General features: G+C 35.3%; 28 protein-coding genes. 25 read left to right on the plus strand and 3 right to left on the minus strand.

Annotation, left to right across the window (positions count from 1 at the left end):
- Nucleotides 1-176: 176 nt before the first annotated feature.
- Entirely contained in the window at nucleotides 177-1,406 is a 1,230-nt protein-coding gene (locus NAT51_RS14925; RefSeq protein WP_250600027.1) for a site-specific integrase, read from the minus strand.
- 348 nt (nucleotides 1,407-1,754) lie between these two features.
- On the opposite strand from NAT51_RS14925, the gene NAT51_RS14930 reads away from it, so the two are divergent.
- From NAT51_RS14930 to NAT51_RS15020, 19 genes are all read left to right on the plus strand, one after another.
- On the plus strand, nucleotides 1,755-2,183 hold the full coding sequence (locus NAT51_RS14930; protein ID WP_250600029.1) for a hypothetical protein: 429 nt from the start codon (nucleotides 1,755-1,757) through the stop codon (nucleotides 2,181-2,183).
- 163 nt (nucleotides 2,184-2,346) lie between these two features.
- Nucleotides 2,347-3,093: a DUF2625 domain-containing protein gene (locus tag NAT51_RS14935; RefSeq protein WP_250600031.1), complete on the plus strand. Its 747-nt coding sequence runs from the start codon at nucleotides 2,347-2,349 to the stop codon at nucleotides 3,091-3,093.
- Nucleotides 3,094-3,277: 184 nt separating this feature from the next.
- Nucleotides 3,278-3,826 carry an SMI1/KNR4 family protein gene (locus tag NAT51_RS14940; protein ID WP_250600033.1) on the plus strand — a complete coding sequence of 183 codons (549 nt, stop codon included), beginning with the start codon at nucleotides 3,278-3,280 and terminating at the stop codon, nucleotides 3,824-3,826.
- Nucleotides 3,827-4,042: 216 nt separating this feature from the next.
- Complete coding sequence (locus NAT51_RS14945; RefSeq protein ID WP_250600035.1) at nucleotides 4,043-4,423, plus strand: hypothetical protein; 381 nt, start codon at nucleotides 4,043-4,045, stop codon at nucleotides 4,421-4,423.
- Nucleotides 4,424-4,531: 108 nt separating this feature from the next.
- Complete coding sequence (locus NAT51_RS14950) at nucleotides 4,532-5,668, plus strand: helix-turn-helix domain-containing protein (RefSeq protein WP_250600037.1); 1,137 nt, start codon at nucleotides 4,532-4,534, stop codon at nucleotides 5,666-5,668.
- Nucleotides 5,669-5,823: 155 nt separating this feature from the next.
- A complete protein-coding gene (locus tag NAT51_RS14955; protein ID WP_250600039.1) occupies nucleotides 5,824-6,918 on the plus strand; it encodes an alpha/beta hydrolase in 1,095 nt (364 codons plus the stop codon).
- Nucleotides 6,919-7,053: 135 nt separating this feature from the next.
- Nucleotides 7,054-7,641 carry a GNAT family N-acetyltransferase gene (locus tag NAT51_RS14960; RefSeq protein ID WP_250600041.1) on the plus strand — a complete coding sequence of 196 codons (588 nt, stop codon included), beginning with the start codon at nucleotides 7,054-7,056 and terminating at the stop codon, nucleotides 7,639-7,641.
- Nucleotides 7,642-7,754: 113 nt separating this feature from the next.
- Nucleotides 7,755-8,138 (plus strand): hypothetical protein, encoded by a 384-nt coding sequence (locus NAT51_RS14965; protein WP_250600043.1) that lies wholly within the window; start codon nucleotides 7,755-7,757, stop codon nucleotides 8,136-8,138.
- 532 nt (nucleotides 8,139-8,670) lie between these two features.
- Nucleotides 8,671-9,168 (plus strand): hypothetical protein, encoded by a 498-nt coding sequence (locus NAT51_RS14970; protein WP_250600045.1) that lies wholly within the window; start codon nucleotides 8,671-8,673, stop codon nucleotides 9,166-9,168.
- A gap of 50 nt (nucleotides 9,169-9,218) precedes the next feature.
- Entirely contained in the window at nucleotides 9,219-9,809 is a 591-nt protein-coding gene (locus NAT51_RS14975; RefSeq protein WP_250600047.1) for a hypothetical protein, read from the plus strand.
- Between the two features lie 16 nt (nucleotides 9,810-9,825).
- A complete protein-coding gene (locus tag NAT51_RS14980; protein WP_250600049.1) occupies nucleotides 9,826-10,539 on the plus strand; it encodes a ubiquinone biosynthesis protein COQ4 in 714 nt (237 codons plus the stop codon).
- An 86-nt stretch (nucleotides 10,540-10,625) separates the two neighbouring features.
- Nucleotides 10,626-11,135 (plus strand): hypothetical protein, encoded by a 510-nt coding sequence (locus NAT51_RS14985; protein ID WP_250600051.1) that lies wholly within the window; start codon nucleotides 10,626-10,628, stop codon nucleotides 11,133-11,135.
- Nucleotides 11,136-11,162: 27 nt separating this feature from the next.
- Entirely contained in the window at nucleotides 11,163-11,492 is a 330-nt protein-coding gene (locus tag NAT51_RS14990) for a hypothetical protein (RefSeq protein ID WP_250600053.1), read from the plus strand.
- 4 nt (nucleotides 11,493-11,496) lie between these two features.
- Nucleotides 11,497-11,940, plus strand: coding sequence for a tetratricopeptide repeat protein (locus NAT51_RS14995; protein ID WP_250600055.1), 444 nt, complete (start codon nucleotides 11,497-11,499; stop codon nucleotides 11,938-11,940).
- A 7-nt stretch (nucleotides 11,941-11,947) separates the two neighbouring features.
- Nucleotides 11,948-12,463: a hypothetical protein gene (locus NAT51_RS15000; protein ID WP_250600057.1), complete on the plus strand. Its 516-nt coding sequence runs from the start codon at nucleotides 11,948-11,950 to the stop codon at nucleotides 12,461-12,463.
- 18 nt (nucleotides 12,464-12,481) lie between these two features.
- A complete protein-coding gene (locus NAT51_RS15005; protein WP_250600059.1) occupies nucleotides 12,482-12,892 on the plus strand; it encodes a hypothetical protein in 411 nt (136 codons plus the stop codon).
- 113 nt (nucleotides 12,893-13,005) lie between these two features.
- Nucleotides 13,006-13,797 carry a tetratricopeptide repeat protein gene (locus tag NAT51_RS15010; RefSeq protein ID WP_250600061.1) on the plus strand — a complete coding sequence of 264 codons (792 nt, stop codon included), beginning with the start codon at nucleotides 13,006-13,008 and terminating at the stop codon, nucleotides 13,795-13,797.
- A gap of 83 nt (nucleotides 13,798-13,880) precedes the next feature.
- Nucleotides 13,881-14,321, plus strand: a complete 441-nt coding sequence (locus NAT51_RS15015) for a hypothetical protein (RefSeq protein WP_250600063.1) — start codon at nucleotides 13,881-13,883, stop codon at nucleotides 14,319-14,321.
- Nucleotides 14,322-14,488: 167 nt separating this feature from the next.
- On the plus strand, nucleotides 14,489-14,977 hold the full coding sequence (locus tag NAT51_RS15020; protein WP_250600065.1) for a phosphoribosylaminoimidazolesuccinocarboxamide synthase: 489 nt from the start codon (nucleotides 14,489-14,491) through the stop codon (nucleotides 14,975-14,977).
- 145 nt (nucleotides 14,978-15,122) lie between these two features.
- Here NAT51_RS15020 and NAT51_RS15025 read toward each other — a convergent pair whose 3' ends face one another.
- Together NAT51_RS15025 and NAT51_RS15030 are read right to left on the minus strand one after the other, a co-directional pair.
- Nucleotides 15,123-15,587 carry a tRNA (cytidine(34)-2'-O)-methyltransferase gene (locus NAT51_RS15025; protein ID WP_250600067.1) on the minus strand — a complete coding sequence of 155 codons (465 nt, stop codon included), beginning with the start codon at nucleotides 15,585-15,587 and terminating at the stop codon, nucleotides 15,123-15,125.
- Nucleotides 15,588-15,621: 34 nt separating this feature from the next.
- Nucleotides 15,622-16,191 (minus strand): pseudouridine synthase, encoded by a 570-nt coding sequence (locus NAT51_RS15030; RefSeq protein WP_250600069.1) that lies wholly within the window; start codon nucleotides 16,189-16,191, stop codon nucleotides 15,622-15,624.
- Between the two features lie 67 nt (nucleotides 16,192-16,258).
- Here NAT51_RS15030 and NAT51_RS15035 point away from each other — a divergent pair, with 67 nt between their 5' ends.
- From NAT51_RS15035 to NAT51_RS15060, 6 genes are all read left to right on the plus strand, one after another.
- Entirely contained in the window at nucleotides 16,259-16,672 is a 414-nt protein-coding gene (locus NAT51_RS15035; protein WP_250600071.1) for a hypothetical protein, read from the plus strand.
- Nucleotides 16,673-16,737: 65 nt separating this feature from the next.
- Nucleotides 16,738-18,108 (plus strand): DNA recombination protein RmuC, encoded by a 1,371-nt coding sequence (gene rmuC / locus NAT51_RS15040; protein ID WP_250600073.1) that lies wholly within the window; start codon nucleotides 16,738-16,740, stop codon nucleotides 18,106-18,108.
- Between the two features lie 3 nt (nucleotides 18,109-18,111).
- Nucleotides 18,112-18,489 carry a 6-phosphogluconate dehydrogenase gene (locus NAT51_RS15045; RefSeq protein WP_250600075.1) on the plus strand — a complete coding sequence of 126 codons (378 nt, stop codon included), beginning with the start codon at nucleotides 18,112-18,114 and terminating at the stop codon, nucleotides 18,487-18,489.
- Nucleotides 18,489-19,037, plus strand: a complete 549-nt coding sequence (locus NAT51_RS15050; protein WP_250600077.1) for an acyl-CoA thioesterase — start codon at nucleotides 18,489-18,491, stop codon at nucleotides 19,035-19,037. The genes NAT51_RS15045 and NAT51_RS15050 overlap by 1 nt, the downstream gene beginning before the upstream one ends.
- Nucleotides 19,038-19,065: 28 nt before the next feature.
- A complete protein-coding gene (locus NAT51_RS15055) occupies nucleotides 19,066-19,416 on the plus strand; it encodes a cation transporter (protein ID WP_250600079.1) in 351 nt (116 codons plus the stop codon).
- A gap of 158 nt (nucleotides 19,417-19,574) precedes the next feature.
- Nucleotides 19,575-20,708, plus strand: coding sequence for a hypothetical protein (locus tag NAT51_RS15060; RefSeq protein ID WP_250600081.1), 1,134 nt, complete (start codon nucleotides 19,575-19,577; stop codon nucleotides 20,706-20,708).
- The last annotated feature ends 8 nt before the right edge of the window (nucleotides 20,709-20,716 follow it).

Here is a 20,716-nt window from a genome sequence, read left to right on the forward strand (position 1 = left end):
GATTCCATTTAAAAAAGAACTCCATTCTTTTGGTCTAAAATAGAGGAAAAAAAATCCTTTCTTTCAAAAGGATTTCATAATATTTTATTAAAAATTTATTACGATTTTAACTACTATTTTATATATTTAAAACAACGTAAAACCATTGTTTTTTATTATTCTTACTTTTTTGTGATTTAATAAATAAAATCATCAACCGCCTTATCCAATTCCTCGCCCAATATTTTTGCATATATCTGTGTGGTTCTAATATCCTGATGCCCCATAAGCTTAGAAACATGCTCAATTCTCATGCCATTATTTAAAGCATTGGTCGCAAAAGTGTGTCGGCTCAAATGAAACGACAGGCTAAAATCAAATTTTAATGCTTTCCCGATTCGGTTTAATTGAAAGTTTATCGAGCCTGTGGCGTTTTCTTTTACCTTTTGTCGGAATTCCCTGTTTTTTAAATATTGCTCTTTGTGTTTGATAATCGGAAAAATAAAATCCGTTGGGTCGGGATTTTCTTTTTTGTATTTCTCTATAATATCCAAAGCCAATTTCCCAACTTTAAACTGGTGTTCTGCCTTGGTTCGGTTTACTGTTTTATTAATGGTCTTTTTAATCTTGGCATCTGCTTCTAAAAAATGTTTGTATTGCAATTCCACCACGTCCCCAAAACGCAAACCTCCTGCATAAATAGAAAACACGAACATATCTTTTGCCAGCTCGGCAAGTGAACCCTCTTTTACTGGATATTCCATAAAGGCTGTTATTTGCTCTTTCTTTAAAAAGGTTCTAGGTGCTGTATTCTTTTTTAAAGTGAGCTTACTGAAAGGGTACATATATTCGGGAATAATATCCTCTTTAATGGCTTCCTTGAACATGATAGCCAAAATCATTATCGAATAACGTTGTGTAGTTTGACCGTTACCTAATTCATTGACCATATATGCCATATAATCCATAAGTAGGGAAACCGTAATATCATCAAAGAAAACATCTTTTGTCCCTACCCAGTCTTCAAACTTTTTCAGATACATTTTATAATTCTTATAAGTGCTTACCGAAACACTCCCTTTTATTTTCTCACAACGCTTGTATGCGTAATCAAAAAAATTAGGCACTTCTTTCCCTTTAATAGCTTCTTTGAGTTTCTTTACCGAAACCGTTTTTACCTTTCTTTCTAAATCGGCAACTTGCCCTTCCGCATCGGCAACTTTTTGGGCAATGGAGGCGTTCATCCTTGCACTGTTGGGGTGGTTCTTTTTTACCCTTTGTTTTGCCTCGTCCCATTCGCTTTCTTTGAGTTTCAATCCAACAGAAATAAATTTGGCTTTCCTATCCTTGATAACCCTTATATATAAAGGGCAATGTCCCGTTTGGTCTTGCTGGTGCGTTCTTAAAATTAACTTAATGGATGCCATAAATTGCAAAAATTAAAATGTTTTACTATATTTACAAAAGGAAGCAAACGGGTGAAGTCTTTGAAAATAAAGCGATTCATTTGAAAGCAACCTGAAACGAAAGTACAACATTTGGTACAACAAAGCAAACATTTGATTGCTTTTTTTTACGTTCATTTGCATCGATTGAAAAAATAAACCCAATAAATACAGCACTTTAGAAGTATTTAGAAACGTGGAGTGTTATAATATAGCTAACAGCAGTTTGGCAAGATTTGGATTTTAGTCTTAAAACATATATATATTAATTTAATCCCAAACCTCGCCAAGCAGGCGGGACGTTAGGCGACATTTTTGAAAAACTAAACTATGAAGAAACTTCAATTATTCTTACTTGTGTTTATTGCTTTTGGATGTCGAAAGGAAAAATCACTTGATGATGTTTTTTCAACAGCCAAAATTGTCAATTCAACTAAACAGGAAATTATTATTAGTATTCAGTACGATAAACAGGCAATAGAGAAAAGATACGGGAGAAACTCATATCGGCTTGGTACTTTGTCAATTGAAAATACTTCTCAAACATCTTTCGATTCAGATAGTCTAATTTCAAAAGTTAGACTAATACCAAAAGATTCCTTGATGATAGAATATACAAAAGCAAAAAGTCCAAAGTTTGAGGATTTGAAAAAGATTGTAATTCATTCTCCAAAAACTTTGATTTTAAACAATAAAAAAGAAATGATAAATTCATTTACTGAAAAAGATAAGCAATTATTTATATTGGAAATCAAATAAAAGTCGCCTAACAGCGGTTTAGCTACGCTCAGTCGCTATCGCTCGAGTTAAGAAATTGGGGTTTGAGTGTTTAATGGAATGGTTTGGGAACAAAAATATCCAACTTCTTAAATCCGTCGTGACGTTAGCGGCAATTTGAACCTAACTTTACTAAATAGAACTAATGAAAAAAATATCTATCCTAATTTTAATTTTTATCGTTCAAAACTTAATGGCACAACAGAAAATGAAACCTTTGTCTGAATTAATAAATACAACGGATTCAGGTTGGCCAATTGTTGAAGATTGGGCTAAGTCTGCTAAAAATAAGGTCGAAATTCTAAAATTAGATTCTACTTCAGATGAAGAAGCTTTATACAATACTCAAGTAACAACACGTTCTCCAATGGGAGCAATAATTTATAATTCAGGAGGAATAATTATTGACAATGGTTGGATTAGAATATTAGGTTCTGGAAATTCAAAACTTAATCGTTCAATTTCAATGTGGAATAAAGGAAAATCATTTGTCGAATATGGTAATCCAGCAACTTTTCTTTTAATTGCAGACGATGCAATTGGTGGATTTTATATTTTAAACGGTGGAGCTTTAGGAAATGACTTAGGAAAAATTTATTACTTCGCTCCAGATAGCTTAGAATATGAGCCGTTAGATCTTACATATTCAGAGTTTGTTTTGTTTTGCTTCAACAATGATTTAAACGACTTTTATAAAGGATTACGTTGGAAAAACTGGAAAACGGATGTAAAAAATCTAAGCTATGACAAAGTATATAATTTTGTTCCTTTCCTATGGACTAAAGAAGGTAAAGAAATAGAAAAGAATTCCAGAAAGGAAGTCCCAATAGAAGAACAATATCTTTTAAACATCGATTTAATTAAACAACTAAATCAAACAAACAGCCGTTAACAGTGGTTTAGCTACGCTCTTTTCAGCTTGCAGCCTGGATTAAGAAATTGGGACTTTAGTGTATAATGAACGGTCTTTTTGTACATTTGACTTCCGTCTTAACGGAATGGTTTGGGAGCAAAAATCCCCAACTTCTTAAATCCGGCGTGACGTTAACTGTTATTTTACCCCAGAATCGAAAACTATGAAAGAAGATAAAATAAAATCAATAATTGATACTAATTTAGAACGTTGGTTAGAAATGGGGTTTAATGAATTACCTATCAAAATAGAGAGGGAAATGTCTCACCCAGATAACAAAAGCGAAGAAGAATATCAAACTTGGCTCCCAATAGAAAGTAAAATAACAGATATTGAAATTGAAGAATTTGAAACTCAACTTGGATATAAATTACCTGTCGATTACAAAATATTTTTAAAACACAAACACTTTTACGAACTTCAAATTTCTGAAGTTTCATTTTGCAGCCATCCAATAAATATTTGGAGAGCAAAACAAACAGAAATGATTTTTGATGGTTATCCCACTGAATTTTTGATTGAAAAAGGATTTATTCCATTTGCAGGTTGGAGTGATTGGGGTTTACTTTGTTTTGATGCAAACAGAAATAAAGAGGATCACAATTATCCAATTGTTTTATGGGATTACGAAATGGCAGAAGATGTACAAGACGAATATAAAGACTTTTATGATTTAATGACAAATATTGATGCCAATAAAAACAACAGTTAACAACGGTTTACTTCGTCAGTCGGCTTCGCCTCGTGTAGCGCTATAGCAACAAATCAATAAACAACAACGTTCGATTTTGCTATGCCTGCTCGCAATTCTTGTCCGGGTCTATCTGAAATCTTATCTTAGCCGGAAATAAATCGTCTCACGTAGCGCTACAGCGCCTAGCAAGTTGGGCGTTAGTGGTAATAGTTCAGAACCTTACAAAAAGAAAATATGGCATACGATTGGGCACTTTTTTTAAACGATGAGTTTCATCCGACATTTCAAAAAGAACTGAGTAGACAGTTATTAGAAAAGGGAACTGCCGGAACTGGTATTAAAAATTTTGAAAATTACGACTTCCAATTGATTGTGGGACTTCGTGATCCGGAAATTAAGCAAATCGGCAATAAAGTATTTGCGAAAATAGATTTCATAACTCCTAGCTCTTATCATATTCCAATTGAAATATATTGGGCATCTAAGGATATGGATAATCTACTAGAAGTTCATAAAAATGATGTTTCAGAAATACAGTTGGAAATCAATTGGTATGAAAAAATTCCGATGGAAAATATATTGCCATACATGGATGAAATAGAAGAACCTGAATAAAACTACTACCACTGCAGGCAATACGAAATAAGAGCAAAACAAATTTTGATCAATTAAACAATTCTCCAATTTAATTATAGATTGTTATGACCGTAAAACAAAAACTAAATGGATAAGCCAACCTTTTTAAACAATATCAGTTCGATTACCATTTTTATACTGTTGCTTCTTGCCTTTTTTCTGTTAACCGTAAATACCAAAAATAAACTTTCCAATAGGCTTTTTGCTGGTTTTCTTCTGCTTACAATATTTGATTTGAGCAGTTTTTTTACCGAAAAATATTTTGAGGCCAGTTTAAATTTTGAGCTTTTCAGAATGACAATCAGTCTGCTCATCATGCCAATATTCTACTTGTATGTGAAAGCAGTCTGTCATTCCGATTTTCGGTTAAAACCAAACTATTTATTGCTGATAATTCCGTTTATAATTGCAAATTTAGTGTTTACTCCAAGGTTATATTTAGCAACCGCCATGGAAAACAGTTACATTTTTGAACATTTTAAACAAATGCCTGAAATACGCTTTTTTTATATTGTAGTGGAATTGCAATATGTTTTCTATATCATTTTAGTCTTTAAAACGCTGAAAAAGTATAAAGAAATTTACTTGGAGAATTACACCAATGCCAATGACTCATCGTACAAATGGTTGTTTCAGATGACGGTATTTTTTTTAATTGCGCATTGTATTGTTTTCTTCAGATCGGCGGTTCGATATACCGATTATAATTTCTTTCTGAACTCGTCAACCGTAATCATAGAAATTATTGCACTGCTTATAAGTTGTTGGTTTGTATTAAAAGCGTTAAACAATCCCAATCTTTTTAAAGGAGTTGATTCCAATATGGTATTGGTAAATAAAACCGTTATTCCAACAGAAAAAGAATCATCTCAGACTCCAAAACCGGCAGAAATCGCTTCACAAATCGAACTTGTAAAAAAGTATGTTTCAGAAAACGAACCATTTCTAGAACCTTCATTAACCATACAGGAATTAGCTAACCAAGTTAACATTCCCGTTCGTGATTTATCTGTTTTGATTAATCATCATATCAACCAACATTTTTTTGATTTTATAAATGAATACCGGATACAAAAGGCGATGCAAATTTTAAAAAACCCGTCTAAAAATAAACTTACTGTTTTAGAAATTCTTTATGAAGTAGGCTTTAATTCGAAATCATCTTTTAATACTGCTTTTAAAAAGTACACTAACCAAACGCCTACGGAGTTCAGAAACTCCTAATTATTAGATCTTTGCAAAAAGTCGAACGCTGCTGAAATAAAGTCGGACCCATTTAATTACTCCCAATTGGTTCGACTTTATTCATTCGGTCGCCCACTTCAAACTTATGGCGCAATTTTGCTTCAAATTAATACTAACAATTAAAATTTGAAATTATGAAAATTGCATCCTTCTTTATTTTATTCTTACTTCCTTTTATGTGTCTGGCACAATTAAAAGAAAATACAACAGACACTACTACACAGAATGAAACCAGTAAAAACGGTTCTGTCCTAAATAATCAGATTTCTGAAGAAAAATACGTTTTGATCAATGGTATTGAACAATGGGTTACCATAAAAGGAAACCCTTCAAAACCCATTATTTTGTTCATTCACGGAGGACCGGGAAGTCCGATAAGTCCTTTCATTGATGTTTTATATAAAGATTTGGAAAAGGATTTCATTATTGTCCAATGGGATCAGCGCGGAGCCGGAAGAACTTATGGACGCAACACGCCTCCTAAGGAATTAACTTCAGAATATTTAAAAGCAAATCCTTTAACGCTTGAACAAATGGCCAGCGATGGAGTCGAAGTATCAAAATATCTTTTAAAACGTTTAGGAAAACAAAAAATCATTCTTGCCGGAACGTCATGGGGTTCTGCACTTGGAGTAAAAATAGTTACCAAACAACCCGATCTTTTTTATGCTTATGTTGGACATTCACAAATTGTTACTCCTACCATTGATATGGAATTTTATTCTAAAATTTATAAAATGGCTGAAGACAGAAATGACAAAGAGGCTCTTGAGATATTAAATTCCATAGGCAAACCTCCTTATACCAGAGCGAAAAATGTAGGCTTGTTATTTAGAGTTTTAAAGAAATATGAAAGAGCAAATTCAACTCCTGCCCCAGACAATTGGTTTGTGCTTGCTCCCGCTTACGACAACGATATTGACAATAAAAACAGAGAAGATGGTGACGATTATTCGTTTGTAAACTATATTGGTGATGAGAAATTAGGAGTTCAACCCATGATTACAAACATTAACTTAATGAGAGATAATTTAGAATTTAAAATTCCGGTATATTTAATACAAGGCAATGAAGATATTATGACGCCAAAAGAAGCCTCAAAAAAATATTTTGATACAATTCAAGCCCCTAAAAAAGAATACTATTTATTACCTAAAGCGGCACATGGTTTTAATCAATCGGTTGTAGATACACAACATAAAATATTTAAGAGCATAAAAACTTTGTAACTAAAAAACAAGCGCTGCCTACAACATCGGTTTGCTTCGCCTGTTCGCTACGCTCGGGTTATGAAGTTGGAAAATCTTATCTTAGCAGAAACAAATCGTTCCACGCAGCCGCTACCAGCCAAGCCGTGGAACGTTATGCGTAATAAAAAAAACATTAAAATGGTCATCCGAAAAGCAAAATACTCTGATTCAGCCTCAATAGCCAACTGTTTGATGTTAGCCATGGAACAACTCCTTTATGAATTTATTTCCAAAGAGGATTATGATGCCGCCCATGCTTTACTTTTATACTTTGTTTCGCAAAAGGACAATCAATATTCGTATGAGAACTGTATCGTAGCGGAAATCGAACATGAAGTGGTTGGGGCGGTTAACTATTATGAAGGCGAGAAATTAATTGAGCTTCGGGAACCCATCCTGAATTATGTGAGGGATAATTTCAATAAGGAGTTCAACCCCGAAAATGAAACGCAGGCAGGGGAATATTATATTGATACTTTAGGTGTTGCTCCCCATATGCAGGGAAAAGGGATCGGGAGTCAATTATTACAGTATCTTATCGATCACTATACTGTTAAGCAACGGAAAACATTGGGCTTGTTAGTGGATAAAGAGAATCCTGATGCCAGAAAACTGTACCTGAAACTGGGCTTTAAAAGTGTGGGTAAAAAAGTATTGGTAGGCCATGAAATGGAACATTTGCAGATAAATCCACTGTTGTGAGTTACAGGTAACTACGCTTTTCCGCTCTGTCCGGGGTACTGCCTTTGGTGCAGGCGGACTACGTTGTGTGTAAACCGCCAAATTGGGTAAAGACAAAAAAATATACGTTTTAAATGAAAAAAATATTTTCCTTTTTTATTATCATTCTCTGCTTAGCTTGCTCTGAAAAGAGAAAAGAGGTAAATCAAAATCTAATTTATTTCAATTCGGATTTTCTTGCCGAACTTGGTGACGAAAATTATGATAAATATGAAGCCGGATTGACTTCAAAAATAAAACCTAAATATATAGACAATATTATCTATATATCTAAAACTATTGATGCCAATGCATGTGGAAATTATTCAGGTGATTTAGAAATAAAAAAAGATAGTATTATCTTACTATACAAACTGACTTCCGATGAAGTTTGTACATCTACGAGTGTTGTTAAAGTAACTTATATAATTAAAAACCCAAAAGAGAAAAAATATAAATTTGGATTACGTTACGAATAGTAAAGGCCAGCACACAAAAGTGGCTATATGAAATTGAGGCTTGGCAATTAACGCTACAATCTTTTCTATACCTAAATACATTAAAACAGACAGCACTGCAAACACTTACTAACCTAACCGGCATGAAATTTACAGCAACAGAAAAGATTACGATAGCAATAGTTATCCTTTTAGTGTTGTGGTATGGCGCAAGCCTACTGACTGCGTTCAGGATGTCTGATTGCCGTTTACTTTATCATATTGGTTGGATTTCGTGCTATTTATTTAGCTTTTCAGTCTTCGTTTTGTCAGTTATCAATTGCATATTGATTGCAAAAGAATTTAACAGGAATTGGAAATTAAATCTACTGCTGCTGACTGTCAGTGCGATTCCGTTATTATTCTGGCTTTATGTGTTTGGTATTTTACTTTAACAGTTACCGACAGGTTTCAGGCAAAATCTAAAGTCAATTTTATACATTTGGCATCAGTCCTTATGGAACATTGGTTACCCTATTATCTGCAAAAGCATAAATCTAAATAATTGGATAAAATGAAAAAAATATACTTCCTCGTTTTCATGGTATCTTTCCCAATTATGGGTATTAGCCAGCAATTAAATCAAACGCGGATAAATCATCATTTATCAATGCTTTTGCCTGATGACATTGAAAAAATTGATACGTTGGGAGCCATTACTTATGGAGGCACCCTAAACAAAGGGTTCATATCAGCAGTTCTGTTTAATGATTCCAGAGGAAAAATAAATAATGGAAAAGAAATTGAAACTTTTCTAAAAGGATTCCAGAAAGGAATGGTCGAAACAGCAAAAGGAACTATTATTTCACAAACCTTTATTGAATTGAAATCTGTAAAAGTAAACAAAGTACTTATGCTTTCGGATTTCATTCCGAATATGGTTCAATGGAATACTTATACTTTTAGGATTGACAGTACAACATATACAATCCAATTTGTTTACCCTAAACAAATGGAAGAAACTCCCGAAGAAGATCTAATCATTAAATCTTTGGAATTTTCAACTCAATAACTAATCAGGTCCTAAAAAAATAACAATTACTGCCTTAAATAATCTAACCCATGAAAAAAATCACCCTACTCCTTCTCTTTTTAGCCTTTAATGCCTTTGGTCAACATAATGAAGAACGTCTTGTTAAATTCCGGAATATGACCACAATCGACAGTAACGATGAAACTGTATTTAACTTGTTACAGGAACTTTATTCACAAATTCTGCAATCGGATTCGGGTGAATTAGATCCAAGCATGGGTAAAAAGACCAACAAGCTATATCAAAGCGAAAAAACCAAAAACCGCCATTTACTGATCCTGTTCATGGCCTATCAAAGCCATATCACCGAAACGGCTGCCGCAGGAAAAAAACCAAACACAGGGCTTCAACTGGGACTCTCGGCCGATTTAACCTACGAGTTTAAAAACATTTATAACAAAATCCCCGCCATCGTTTACATTTACCGATATGAGGCTTTAGATTCGGGTGGCCAGAAAGAAGAAGCTGTAAAAGTTATTGAGGAAGGATTATCGGCATACCCGGATTCTGTACCTCTTAAAATCTACAAATATCTGAATTCAAAAGATCAAGCCTTGAAAGAAGATTTATTTCTCCATCATCACAACCACTGGATGGTGAAACAATTTATGATGCGATAAAAAACCTACCTACAAGATGAACCTATTCCAAAAAACAGCCCGCAAGATTATTAAACTATCTTTTGATTTTTCCGTTTCATCCATTGAGCGTTTTAATGACATGAAACCTTTCAGGGACAAAGTTTCCGGGTTAAGAAACCTGGAAAACGGAACATTAGGGAAAGAAATTGCAGATTGCCTTGACTGCCACCGGTTAACTCTGGTTCCCGGTTATGAAAGCCATGATCTGAAACATGTTTTATTGGATTATAAAATGACGGCCGAAGACGAAATCAGGATGCAGGCCTTTATGCTTGGCAATGGAAACCATACCCTTCCGTGTTTTGCCATTTTGATTTTCGGAGCTATACTCCTACCCGATTTGTGGCTTACATTTTATACCGATTTCAAAAAAGGGAGGAATTCAATTCCGGTTTCAGGTTGGAACATAGAAACCCATGCACAATCCAATCTGGAAGAATTGCGTTTGAAATTAAACAAACCCGAAGCAATGAGACCATCTGTCCTGAACTTGAAATCCATCACAAAATTTGGTGCATTTGCATCAATAACAGCCGGAGTTTTTGGAATGTTGTTTTGTTTACCGTTTTTATTCTCATCGAATTTAGCCGATTTAGTGGGTGCCGGTTTCCCATTTGTAGGAGGGGCAATTTTAGCGGTTGGCGGACTTTTGGCACTGTCTAATTTATCAAGACCAAAAGAAAACCAAGTAGTTACTGTTATAAAATAAATCATGCTTCAAATTTTATCATCTATAATTCATATATTTATTACGCAACAAAACCAGTTTCTGAAACCGAGCATAACTCAAGTACTATGAAAAGAACCGTCCTGTTAACTTCTTTATTACTATTCAGCATACTGACTTATGGACAGTTAAGCTTTAAAGGAATTGTGAAAGGATTGGAAAGTGTTGGCTATTCAATAGATACTGACAGTAAAAACACTATTAAGCCTTCCGGAAACTGGTATAATACCAGAGCCAAAGCAACTATGTTCCATGGAACTGTTGACACAATCCCTACAGCTAAACTTATTTCAATCACGAACTATTATATACGGGGCAAAAAAGCTATTTTGCCCAGGACATATGGCAGGGCTGCAATCCAGGAATGGACATTTACAGATACTACAGAATCAAATTATGCGTTAAACTGCATTACAAAAAATAATTCCATAGTACTGGAAAGAATCCACAAAGCTCCATGGACTGTCTTACAATCAGGAAATAAATTATATTTCATTTTAACAGGCGGAACTTATATGAGGGATGAATTGAAAAAGCTGGAAAGTGAATTAAGAAAAGGAATTGAAAAAGAGAATTAACCCATATGATAACAGCAAAATAAAGAAATGGGATATAAAAGAGTATGCATAAGCTGCAGAATAAGCGTAAACCGTGATATTGGAAGTGATTCTGAACGGGAACATCCATGCCCTGAGTGCGGCACTCCCATGCTGTTTTTACCGCACAGGTTCAGGCCACCCCAAAAAGAGGATAAACAGGCGTGGAACGTAGTGAAATTCTTAATTGAAAACGGTTTTCCCTTTCAGCATGTTTATAAAGAAGGTTCTGATGAATACCACAAAAAACCAACTGACAATTATGTCCCTTATCCTAAAAATTTAAGGGATGCCGAAGCGTTTGTTGAAAAATATAAAAACCAATCCCTAAATAACTAAGCCTATGAAACCCCAAATCACATTAGCTTTGCTTTTATTTTTTGCTTCTGCAGCCTGTTTCTCACAGCAGAAGGAATCAAAAACCAAAAACCAACCGGACAAGATATTGACCGAGTTTCCTATTCCTTATGAAGGCGATTCGATACCCTTTAAAAAATTAAAAACGGCAGATGAATACTTTTATTCGGCGGCTGGCAGAACAAAAAGATTAAAAAACCAGCTTGATTCGACAGCCATTTACACGGCTATCCGGGAATACCAGTATTCGGTTAAACTGGATAAAAAGCATTGGGCTTCCTACCGGAATTTAGCACGGTTGTTTATGATGACCAACCGTAAAGAACTGGCCTTGTTATCATTGGACAGAGCCATTCAATACAGCGGCAGGGAAGACAGAAGTTTCATGGTCAAAATGAAAGATGATATTTTGAATGGCGGGTATAAATAACAGGTTTATGAACCACTTGCAAAAACTTTTACTATTCGTCGGAATCCTTTCCCTTCAAGGTTGTATTCAAAGCCAGCACAGTTTGTTTTCTGATTTTGAGGACGATTTTCATTATGCTGCCGGAAAAGCCAAAGCCAAACCGTTCAAATACCAATATGATAAACTGTCACCTCAGACTTCTTATCTTGTTGATTGTAAACTGCGGTTTTTAACCTTCGAAACATCGGGAGAACTTACTGATAAAGAAAGTTTAGTTGAATTTGAAAATGATTCGGTAACCAAAATCATTGAACATTTTACAATATATGCCGGAAATGACAATGGGGAAACTGCCGGCAGGGATTCAGGAAAAATTGAAGCCGATACTATTTACTATTCAGATTTCAAGAATGAGGTATACAAAATATATGTCAACAACATCGCCATGAAATCGTCTAAACCTAAAGATTACAGAATCGGGAATGATTATCTTTACAATGTAAAAAAAGCCACGGAAAGAAGTTATGACTGTCCGAATCCATAAATCCTTAAAATACACCTCTTGAAAAAAAATACTATTCCATTAATTATTTCATTTTTACTAATCACGTATCTCTACAATAATTTCTTTACAAACGGAATGCTGACCGGCAGATATGCCAACAAAAATTATAAGTATGAGTTCATTGGAAACATTGCAAATAAACCGGACACCTTAATCATTAGAGAAAATAACGAATTTGAAAGTCCGTATTACGGAAAAGGGAAATATGATATCAGTTATTCCTTAAAAGGTACAGAAATTCACATGACGCATGGTGAAGGATATACAACTACCACCATAAACGGAGAGGTAATTACTTTATCCAATGAAGATTCGTTTGTGACTTATATTAACCGTATTTGGTTCTTTGGAAGCCCCAAAATCATCTTATTCGAAGATTTAGGGCAATGTTATGAGAAGATCGATTAATCTTTTCAGTATTTACAGAAATATATTTAATCTTAAAGTTAGTTATATTTACAAACCACAGAAACTACTCCCCAAAGAACATTAGAAGCCAAAACCTGTTTAAACAAGACTTTATGAAAACAAACTTATTCTTAATCCTTTTGGTTACAACCCTAAGCACATCTGTTTTTGGACAAACTGATTATTTCCAGGGTAAAAGGACCTATTGCGAAATGCCAGCCGGAAGTGAAACCAAAAAACTTTTTGATCTCGGAATGGATTGCATCAAACAGAATATGTACATAGGAGCAGCCAATAAAATCTTTCAGGATTTGATAAAAAAAGACAGTTCCTTTTGTGATGCTTATTTTTTTGCCGGTTATACCTTCCGTTTGAGCAATATGAATAAAGAAGCAGTCATCATGTATTATATGGCAGATAGTCTGGCACAAAATAAATCAATAGAGTTTAAGCAAAATTTAGCCGTTGCAAGTATGTTAGTAGGGAATTCCAAATTATCGCGGAAAAAGTTTAAAGAAATGACTACTTATTTCCCCGGAAATCCTGAAGGTTATTACGGCATTGCGCTTACGAGCACCTTGATAGGGGATTTTGAATACGGTTTGGAAAATATAGACAAAGCAGAAAAAATATATAACGGCCATAATGATGACTCCAAGTTCTTAAAAGGAGTTTTACTTACCCTCACCGGTAAACATAAGGAATCACTTGAGTACTATGAAAAAGTAAGATCCAGATTTTCAAAAGACGACAATTTCAACGGAAATTATGCTTTAAGTCTTTATGAGGTCGCCATTTTGAATAACGATGAGAAAATGCTTAAAACGGCCAAAAAGCATTATCAAAAAGTTAAAGACAAAAGTCAATTAACCGACTATTTAAAGTCTAAGTTTGAAACACAATAAAGATTTTATAGCTAAGATTGCTTACAACCTCTTAGTTATATGAATTAAAAACTCCATTGATCCAAAAAACAATAAATCCACACATGAGTCCTAAAATACTATACATCGAGAACAAATCGGAAGGTCATAGTGGCGAAGCCTGGATTGGTTATGCCGAATTTTCAAAATCGGGACAAACAGTTTATTTTGACAATAAAGCCTTAAAAAAACTCAAGGGAACAGGAATCAGCGGCAATCATTACGATATTGAAACCGGCGAAGAATATTGGGTTTCGGGTATCAAGAAAAACGGTGAAGACCGGCATTGGGCAGGTGGCGGAAAAATTATGCTTGATAAAAACTGTGTCGATGAATACCTAAGACTGATTAAAGCCGGCAGTATTGATGAGAGAAAGTACATCATTACAGCAATTGAAAAAACAGACAAAAACAGGTTCAACGAAATGGAAAACGCTGAACCGGAATTTAAAAACGACAGCCGGGAAGCCATATATTGGGATGCTACCCGAAAAAAATTATTGTAGAAATACATAATCTTTTTTACCCCCTCTAATTCCAGATATACAATAAAACGACCTCTTTTAATCCCCAAACTTAATTATATTTGCTCCTTAAAATCCCAACTGCATAAAACCGGCACAATAGCAGTTTCAGTGAATTCTGTTTGAACCGGTATAAACACCCTAAACAAATGGAAAACGAAAATACTTTTAAAACCAAAACCGGTTATTGCCATATTTTGCCTGACAAAATAATTCTAACCCGAAACGGCATCATTGGTGATATTTCAAAGATTACTGTTGCAAATGGGATTAACAGAATCCTAATAATCTATTCCGTTCTCTCTGCATTCCTTATCTATAATGCTTTCACAGCTTACCAAAAAGGCGACAATTTTTCAATTCTTTTTTTTGGTCTACTTTCTCTCTTCTTAATTTACGGAATAGTAAAAAGTAAAAATAACTCGGCTACCCCAATAATTAACAGAAATAAAATAACAGAAGTCAAATTCATCGATTCAAAACCCGGTCTGACACGTGCTGTGTTTAAGGTTATGTTTGAAGATGATAAAGGAAAATTAAAAAAAAGCTTAATTATGCTTCCGGGTTCGTTAAGTGACGGTCAAAATGAAACTGAAAAAGCTGTACAATTAATGAAAAAAGAAGGGCTGCTTAAATAATAGTTGTTGCTAATCACATACTTCAACACCATGAAAGCCTACTCTGCTTATTCACAATAATTACTCTTTTCAGATGAAATGACAAGACAAAGCCTTTGGTGGAACAAACAAAATAATCACATTAATTATTAATGATTATAGCGTATTATATGTTGGCACCCCCGAAAAGAATCTGTCTTCTCGCCTCTCCCACAACGAAAGCCACCGAGTTAGCGATGTTATAACTTCTGATTTTGTCGGTCATCGGAATGGTTAAATGATTTTCGAACCGTGCCAATACGTCCTGGCTCAATCCCACACTCTCTTTCCCGAAAACCAACCAGTCCCCTTCCTGAAACTTTGCTTGATAATAGGATTTATCCGCTTTGGAACTAAACAGAAATACCCTCGACTGATCCGGAATTTGTGCAATCCATTCCTCCACGTTGTTGTATTCTTTCCAATCCAGGTGAACCCAGTAATCTAAACCGGAACGTTTTAGGTTTTTGTCGGTAATTTCAAATCCGTACGGTTTAATTAAATGCAAACGGTTGCCGGTACCCACGCATAAACGTCCAATATTTCCGGTATTATTGGGAATTTCGGGTTCTACTAAAACAATGTTCAACATATTCAGATTGTTCGATTATTAGATTATTAGACTATCAGATATTAAAACTTTCCACTTCTTTCACTTGGCCTGCTTTGAGTTGGCCCAAAGTCACATCTCCCACCCTAATCCTTACTAACCTTAGTGTAGGAAAACCAACGGCTGCGGTCATTTTACGTACCTGGCGGAATTTACCTTCGGTCAATGTAATGGAAACCCAGCTCGTGGGACCATGACGCTCGTCGCGTATTCTTCTGCCTTCGCCAATGCAATCTGGCAATTCGGTTACTTTGTACGATTCACAAGGCTTGGTTGTATACCGGATACCTTTAAAACCAATCTCGACTCCTTGCTTGATACGCTCGACAGCTTCATCAGTAATGAGACCGTCAACCTGCGCAAAGTACTCCTTTTCGATGGTTTTGCTCCGTACGGTTTCACTCATCATGCCATCGGTCGTTAACAACAGTAATCCTTCTGAGTCTTCATCAAGTCTTCCTATGGCCATCGTTCCTTCGGGAAAGTCAAACAATTCGCCCAATTTCTTTTTCGGACGTTTCTTTTCATAAATGAACTGACTTAAATAACCATGCGGTTTGTGAAGAATAAAGTGACGGTGTTTCATAATCTGCTGCAAAAATACATTTTTCTGCCGCAAACCTCATAATTTTACATCTACTAAAGAAACAGGTATGGAAAAGCATTTTGAATTAAGCGACAATGAATTTGAACAACAATTTGAAAATTGCACACTCAATCCGGAGCTTTTTACCCATGAAGCCCATTTGCGCCTGGCGTGGATCCATATCAAAAACCACGGTATCGAAAAAGCAATAGTCATTATCCGGGAACAAATCCAGAACTATGCTGCTTCATTAAGTGCCAAAGACAAATACCACGAAACCATTACCGTAGCCAGTATTAAAGCGGTATCTTTCTTTATTAAAAAATCAGCTTCGGAAAATTTTTATGATTTCATTACCGAAAACCAACAGTTGAAAACCCATTTCAAGCAATTGCTGGCTACCCATTATTCGACTGATATTTTCAATTCAGAAACTGCAAAAAAAGAATTCCTTCCACCGGAATTGGATCCGTTTGAATAAAGTCAATTGATACTTTTTCGCCGCTAACTTTTATTCCTTATTTTTACACAACAAAATTATTTTCAATGTCAGTAACCATACTCATACTCGCCTTTACCACATTTGTTATCGCATTAACCATCGGAATTTTCATCGGAAAAGCACTTTCTTCGGCTAATTCCAAGTCGGAAAAAGCATCATTGGACGAAAAAATCAACGGATTACTTTCACAGACAGAACAATTGAAACAACAATTCCAGTCGGAAAGAAACCAATGGGAAAACCAATTGCGCCAAAATATCAGCGAGAAAGAAAACATCCGAACCGAGAAAGATGCGCTGGCCATTCAATTGTCTAAAAAAGAAACCGATTTTGACAATTTACTGGAACGCAACCGCGAACAAAAGCAGGAAGTAGAACAGTTACAGGAAAAATTCACCAAGGAATTTGAAAACCTGGCCAATAAAATCCTCGAAGAAAAAACGACAAAATTCACAGAACAGAATAAAGAAAACCTGAAAAACATACTTTCACCTTTACAGGATAAAATCCAGCTTTTCGAGAAAAAAGTAGAAGACACACACAAAGAAAGTATCGATTACCATGCTGCCTTACGCCAACAGATTCTCGGCCTGAAAGAAATGAATGCCCAGATGAGTAAGGAAACCTTAAACCTGACAAAAGCATTAAAAGGTGACAGTAAAATGCAGGGGAACTGGGGAGAATTAGTATTGGAACGTGTTCTTGAAAAATCCGGTCTGGAAAAAGGACGTGAATATGACGTACAGCAAAGTTTCGTAACTGATGAAGGAAGCAGGGTCCAACCTGACGTAGTAGTCAACCTTCCGGACGGTAAAAAGATGATCATCGATTCCAAAGTAACCTTAACCGCTTACGAACGTTACGTTAATGAAGAGGATGACAGCTTAAAAGAGCAATATATAAAAGAACATGTAATCGCTTTAAAACGGCATGTGGATCAATTGGGCGAAAAAAACTATCAGGATTTATACAAAATCGAAAGTCCTGACTTTGTATTGCTTTTTGTTCCCATGGAGCCTGCTTTTGCTTTGGCCCTTAATGAAGATCCTACCTTATACAACAAAGCTTTTGAGAAAAACATCGTCATTGTAACGCCTTCTACACTATTAGCTACTTTACGAACGATAGACAGTATGTGGACCAATCAGAAGCAACAGGAAAATGCGTATGAAATTGCCAGACAGGCCGGTGCATTGTATGATAAATTCGAAGGTTTTGTTTCCGATTTGATCAAAATAGGCAAGCGCATGGACGAAGCTAAAGCAGAATATGGAAACGCCATGAACAAACTCGTTGACGGAAAAGGAAACCTGATTACCAGTGTTGAAAAACTGAAAAAGATGGGGGCCAAAGCTAAAAAATCACTTCCTGAAAACATTATCAACCGCGCTGAAAGTAACGAATTAATACCGTAACCTATGTTCCGAAAGTTTATTTTCATCACCATAACAGCAATATTTTTAGGCATTACACTTTACTTTACCTTTTTGTATTATGCCACTTTCAGTGAAGGCTTCCGTTCCGGCGAGCTTATAAAAATTAGCCGCAAAGGAGTCGTTTTCAAAACCTGGGAAGGCGAATTAAGTCAGGGGGTCGCCGGAGCACATATATTTAAGTTTTCAATTTTGGACCGAGATAAAAAAGTCATCCAGCAAATGAAAGAATTACAGGGAGAATATGTAAAAGTGACCTACGAAGAACGGTACAAGACATTTCCGTGGTGGGGAGATACAACTTATTTTGTAACTGAAATTGTTAAAGAAGATTCCCCTTTTAAAGTTAAAATCAACAACTAATGAGCAGTACATTCAAAACCGTAAAGTCTTCTAAAGTTGTAATATCAGAATTGATGTTGCCTTCACACACTAACTTCAGTGGAAAAATCCATGGAGGTTATGTTTTGTCATTACTGGACCAGATTGCTTTTGCCTGTGCATCGAAGTTTTCGGGACATTATTGTGTAACCGCTTCGGTCGACACAGTCGATTTTTTAAACCCAATTGAAGTGGGCGAACTGGTAACCATGCGCGCTTCCGTTAATTATGTGGGGAAGACATCCATGATTGTCGGCATCCGCGTTGAAGCCGAACACATACAAACCGGAGTTATCAAACATTGCAATTCTTCTTATTTTACCATGGTTGCCAAAGATAAGGCCGGCAATAATGTTCCGGTTCCCGGATTAATTTTATCTACTGATGATGACATCAGACGTTTTTGGAATTGCATCAAAATGATAGCAAACAAGAAAGATAAAAAAAATCACGAAGAGACCTTTGATTATAAATCGGAGGATGCATTTTCGGAATTGGGCAACTATAATGTCCAGATTGATATTCTTTAAAAACAATTAAATTTGTAAAAAACGTCCAATGAAAAATTTAATACTATTCCTATTCGCACTTGTATCTTTCTCAACATCTTTTGCACAAGAACCCAAGAAGAACCAAAAAGCAGTAATCAAAACAGCTATTTATTGTGATCATTGCAAAGAATGTGAAACCTGCGGTAAAAACTTCCAGGCCAATATGCATAAAATAAAAGGACTTAAAATGTTTGAACTGGATGAAAAGAAAATGACCATAACGGTTTACTATAATGGTACAAAGACCAATTTGGAAACAATCAAAACCGGGATTTCCAAATTAGGCTATGATGCTGACAATATTAAAGCAGATCCTTCTGCTTATGAAAAATTGGATGGTTGCTGTAAAAAGTCCTAGAAACACATCAGACATACTCATCAGGATTACAAACTAACACATCTTTGCAATATTCTCAGTAAATTTTGTAATCTACCCAACAAATTAACACTTCAAATCATACATGAAGTGTTTTTTATTATATATTTGATAGATTTTCTTACAATTTAATAAAATATATGATAAAAAACTACCTACTGAAAATTATCGGCTCCTTATTATTAATCACCTTGTTTACAATGCTTTCCTGTAATTCAAGTGAAGATGAATACACGCCAGTTTCTCCCGTTAATATGGATCTTACCAAAGTTCCTTACCCTAAACTTTCGGATTACAAATTCTTCAAAGGAGATATCAAAAACCTGACTCCGGTTTTAGGTGTACTTCCTTATCAACCTGCGAGTTCCTTATTCAGTGACTATGCACACAAAAAAAGATTTGTCTGGATGCCTGACGGCGTAAAAGCAACTTACAACGGTGATGGGAAAGTTCTTGAAATGCCTGTTGGATCAGCCATGATCAAAAACTTTTATTATGAACACGTACAGCCTTCCAATACAACCAAACTTATCGAAACTAGAATCATGATCCGAAAATCATCCGGATGGATTTTTGCAAATTATGTATGGAATGATGAGCAAACAGAAGCATTTCTTGACCTGAACGGTAGTTATAAAGACATTACTTGGATCAATAAAAACAGCACGGTCATGAATGTGAACTACAGAATACCATCAGAAGTGCAATGCATAACATGTCACAAAACCAAAGAAATTATTAATAACACCGAGCAAATTGTTCATATCCCAATTGGAATAAAACCGCAAAATCTGAATTTCAATTATAATTATGGGACAGAAGTCAAAAACCAATTGACAAAATGGATTGAAGCCGGTTATCTTGAGAACAATTTTACGTTGCCTTCCGTTGCTAATTCCACAGTCAATTATGAAGACACTTCCAAATCATTGGAATTAAGAGCCAGATCCTATGTAGACATTAATTGTGCACACTGCCATACCGATAATAAGCACTGCGATTACAGACCTATGCGGTTTGCTTTCAGCCAGACAGGAAACACAAATGGCAATACCAACATGGGAGTTTGTGTAAGCACCCAGGACATGCAGGGATTCCCATCAACTTTAGCAAAAATTATAGCTCCAGGAAACATTAACAAATCAATGTTGTACTACCGGATCAATACAACTAACGAAACGTACAGAATGCCATTACATGGAAGAACCCTTATCCACACGGAAGGTGTAGCCCTCATGGAAGAATGGATCAATTCGTTAGGCCCATGTCAATAAACTAACTT

Origin of the sequence: Flavobacterium amniphilum, from assembly GCF_023634845.1 — a bacterium.
Lineage (GTDB): Bacteria > Bacteroidota > Bacteroidia > Flavobacteriales > Flavobacteriaceae > Flavobacterium > Flavobacterium amniphilum.

Bases quoted from the DNA above. Each gene is read 5' to 3' on its own strand.
- NAT51_RS14925 (WP_250600027.1), bottom strand. From the start codon at position 1,406: ATGGCATCCATTAAGTTAATTTTAAGAACGCACCAGCAAGACCAAACG.
- NAT51_RS14930 (WP_250600029.1), top strand. From the start codon at position 1,755: ATGAAGAAACTTCAATTATTCTTACTTGTGTTTATTGCTTTTGGATGT.
- NAT51_RS14935 (WP_250600031.1), top strand. From the start codon at position 2,347: ATGAAAAAAATATCTATCCTAATTTTAATTTTTATCGTTCAAAACTTA.
- NAT51_RS14940 (WP_250600033.1), top strand. From the start codon at position 3,278: ATGAAAGAAGATAAAATAAAATCAATAATTGATACTAATTTAGAACGT.
- NAT51_RS14945 (WP_250600035.1), top strand. From the start codon at position 4,043: ATGGCATACGATTGGGCACTTTTTTTAAACGATGAGTTTCATCCGACA.
- NAT51_RS14950 (WP_250600037.1), top strand. From the start codon at position 4,532: ATGGATAAGCCAACCTTTTTAAACAATATCAGTTCGATTACCATTTTT.
- NAT51_RS14955 (WP_250600039.1), top strand. From the start codon at position 5,824: ATGAAAATTGCATCCTTCTTTATTTTATTCTTACTTCCTTTTATGTGT.
- NAT51_RS14960 (WP_250600041.1), top strand. From the start codon at position 7,054: ATGCGTAATAAAAAAAACATTAAAATGGTCATCCGAAAAGCAAAATAC.
- NAT51_RS14965 (WP_250600043.1), top strand. From the start codon at position 7,755: ATGAAAAAAATATTTTCCTTTTTTATTATCATTCTCTGCTTAGCTTGC.
- NAT51_RS14970 (WP_250600045.1), top strand. From the start codon at position 8,671: ATGAAAAAAATATACTTCCTCGTTTTCATGGTATCTTTCCCAATTATG.
- NAT51_RS14975 (WP_250600047.1), top strand. From the start codon at position 9,219: ATGAAAAAAATCACCCTACTCCTTCTCTTTTTAGCCTTTAATGCCTTT.
- NAT51_RS14980 (WP_250600049.1), top strand. From the start codon at position 9,826: ATGAACCTATTCCAAAAAACAGCCCGCAAGATTATTAAACTATCTTTT.
- NAT51_RS14985 (WP_250600051.1), top strand. From the start codon at position 10,626: ATGAAAAGAACCGTCCTGTTAACTTCTTTATTACTATTCAGCATACTG.
- NAT51_RS14990 (WP_250600053.1), top strand. From the start codon at position 11,163: ATGGGATATAAAAGAGTATGCATAAGCTGCAGAATAAGCGTAAACCGT.
- NAT51_RS14995 (WP_250600055.1), top strand. From the start codon at position 11,497: ATGAAACCCCAAATCACATTAGCTTTGCTTTTATTTTTTGCTTCTGCA.
- NAT51_RS15000 (WP_250600057.1), top strand. From the start codon at position 11,948: ATGAACCACTTGCAAAAACTTTTACTATTCGTCGGAATCCTTTCCCTT.
- NAT51_RS15010 (WP_250600061.1), top strand. From the start codon at position 13,006: ATGAAAACAAACTTATTCTTAATCCTTTTGGTTACAACCCTAAGCACA.
- NAT51_RS15015 (WP_250600063.1), top strand. From the start codon at position 13,881: ATGAGTCCTAAAATACTATACATCGAGAACAAATCGGAAGGTCATAGT.
- NAT51_RS15020 (WP_250600065.1), top strand. From the start codon at position 14,489: ATGGAAAACGAAAATACTTTTAAAACCAAAACCGGTTATTGCCATATT.
- NAT51_RS15025 (WP_250600067.1), bottom strand. From the start codon at position 15,587: ATGTTGAACATTGTTTTAGTAGAACCCGAAATTCCCAATAATACCGGA.
- NAT51_RS15030 (WP_250600069.1), bottom strand. From the start codon at position 16,191: ATGAAACACCGTCACTTTATTCTTCACAAACCGCATGGTTATTTAAGT.
- NAT51_RS15035 (WP_250600071.1), top strand. From the start codon at position 16,259: ATGGAAAAGCATTTTGAATTAAGCGACAATGAATTTGAACAACAATTT.
- rmuC (WP_250600073.1), top strand. From the start codon at position 16,738: ATGTCAGTAACCATACTCATACTCGCCTTTACCACATTTGTTATCGCA.
- NAT51_RS15045 (WP_250600075.1), top strand. From the start codon at position 18,112: ATGTTCCGAAAGTTTATTTTCATCACCATAACAGCAATATTTTTAGGC.
- NAT51_RS15050 (WP_250600077.1), top strand. From the start codon at position 18,489: ATGAGCAGTACATTCAAAACCGTAAAGTCTTCTAAAGTTGTAATATCA.
- NAT51_RS15055 (WP_250600079.1), top strand. From the start codon at position 19,066: ATGAAAAATTTAATACTATTCCTATTCGCACTTGTATCTTTCTCAACA.
- NAT51_RS15060 (WP_250600081.1), top strand. From the start codon at position 19,575: ATGATAAAAAACTACCTACTGAAAATTATCGGCTCCTTATTATTAATC.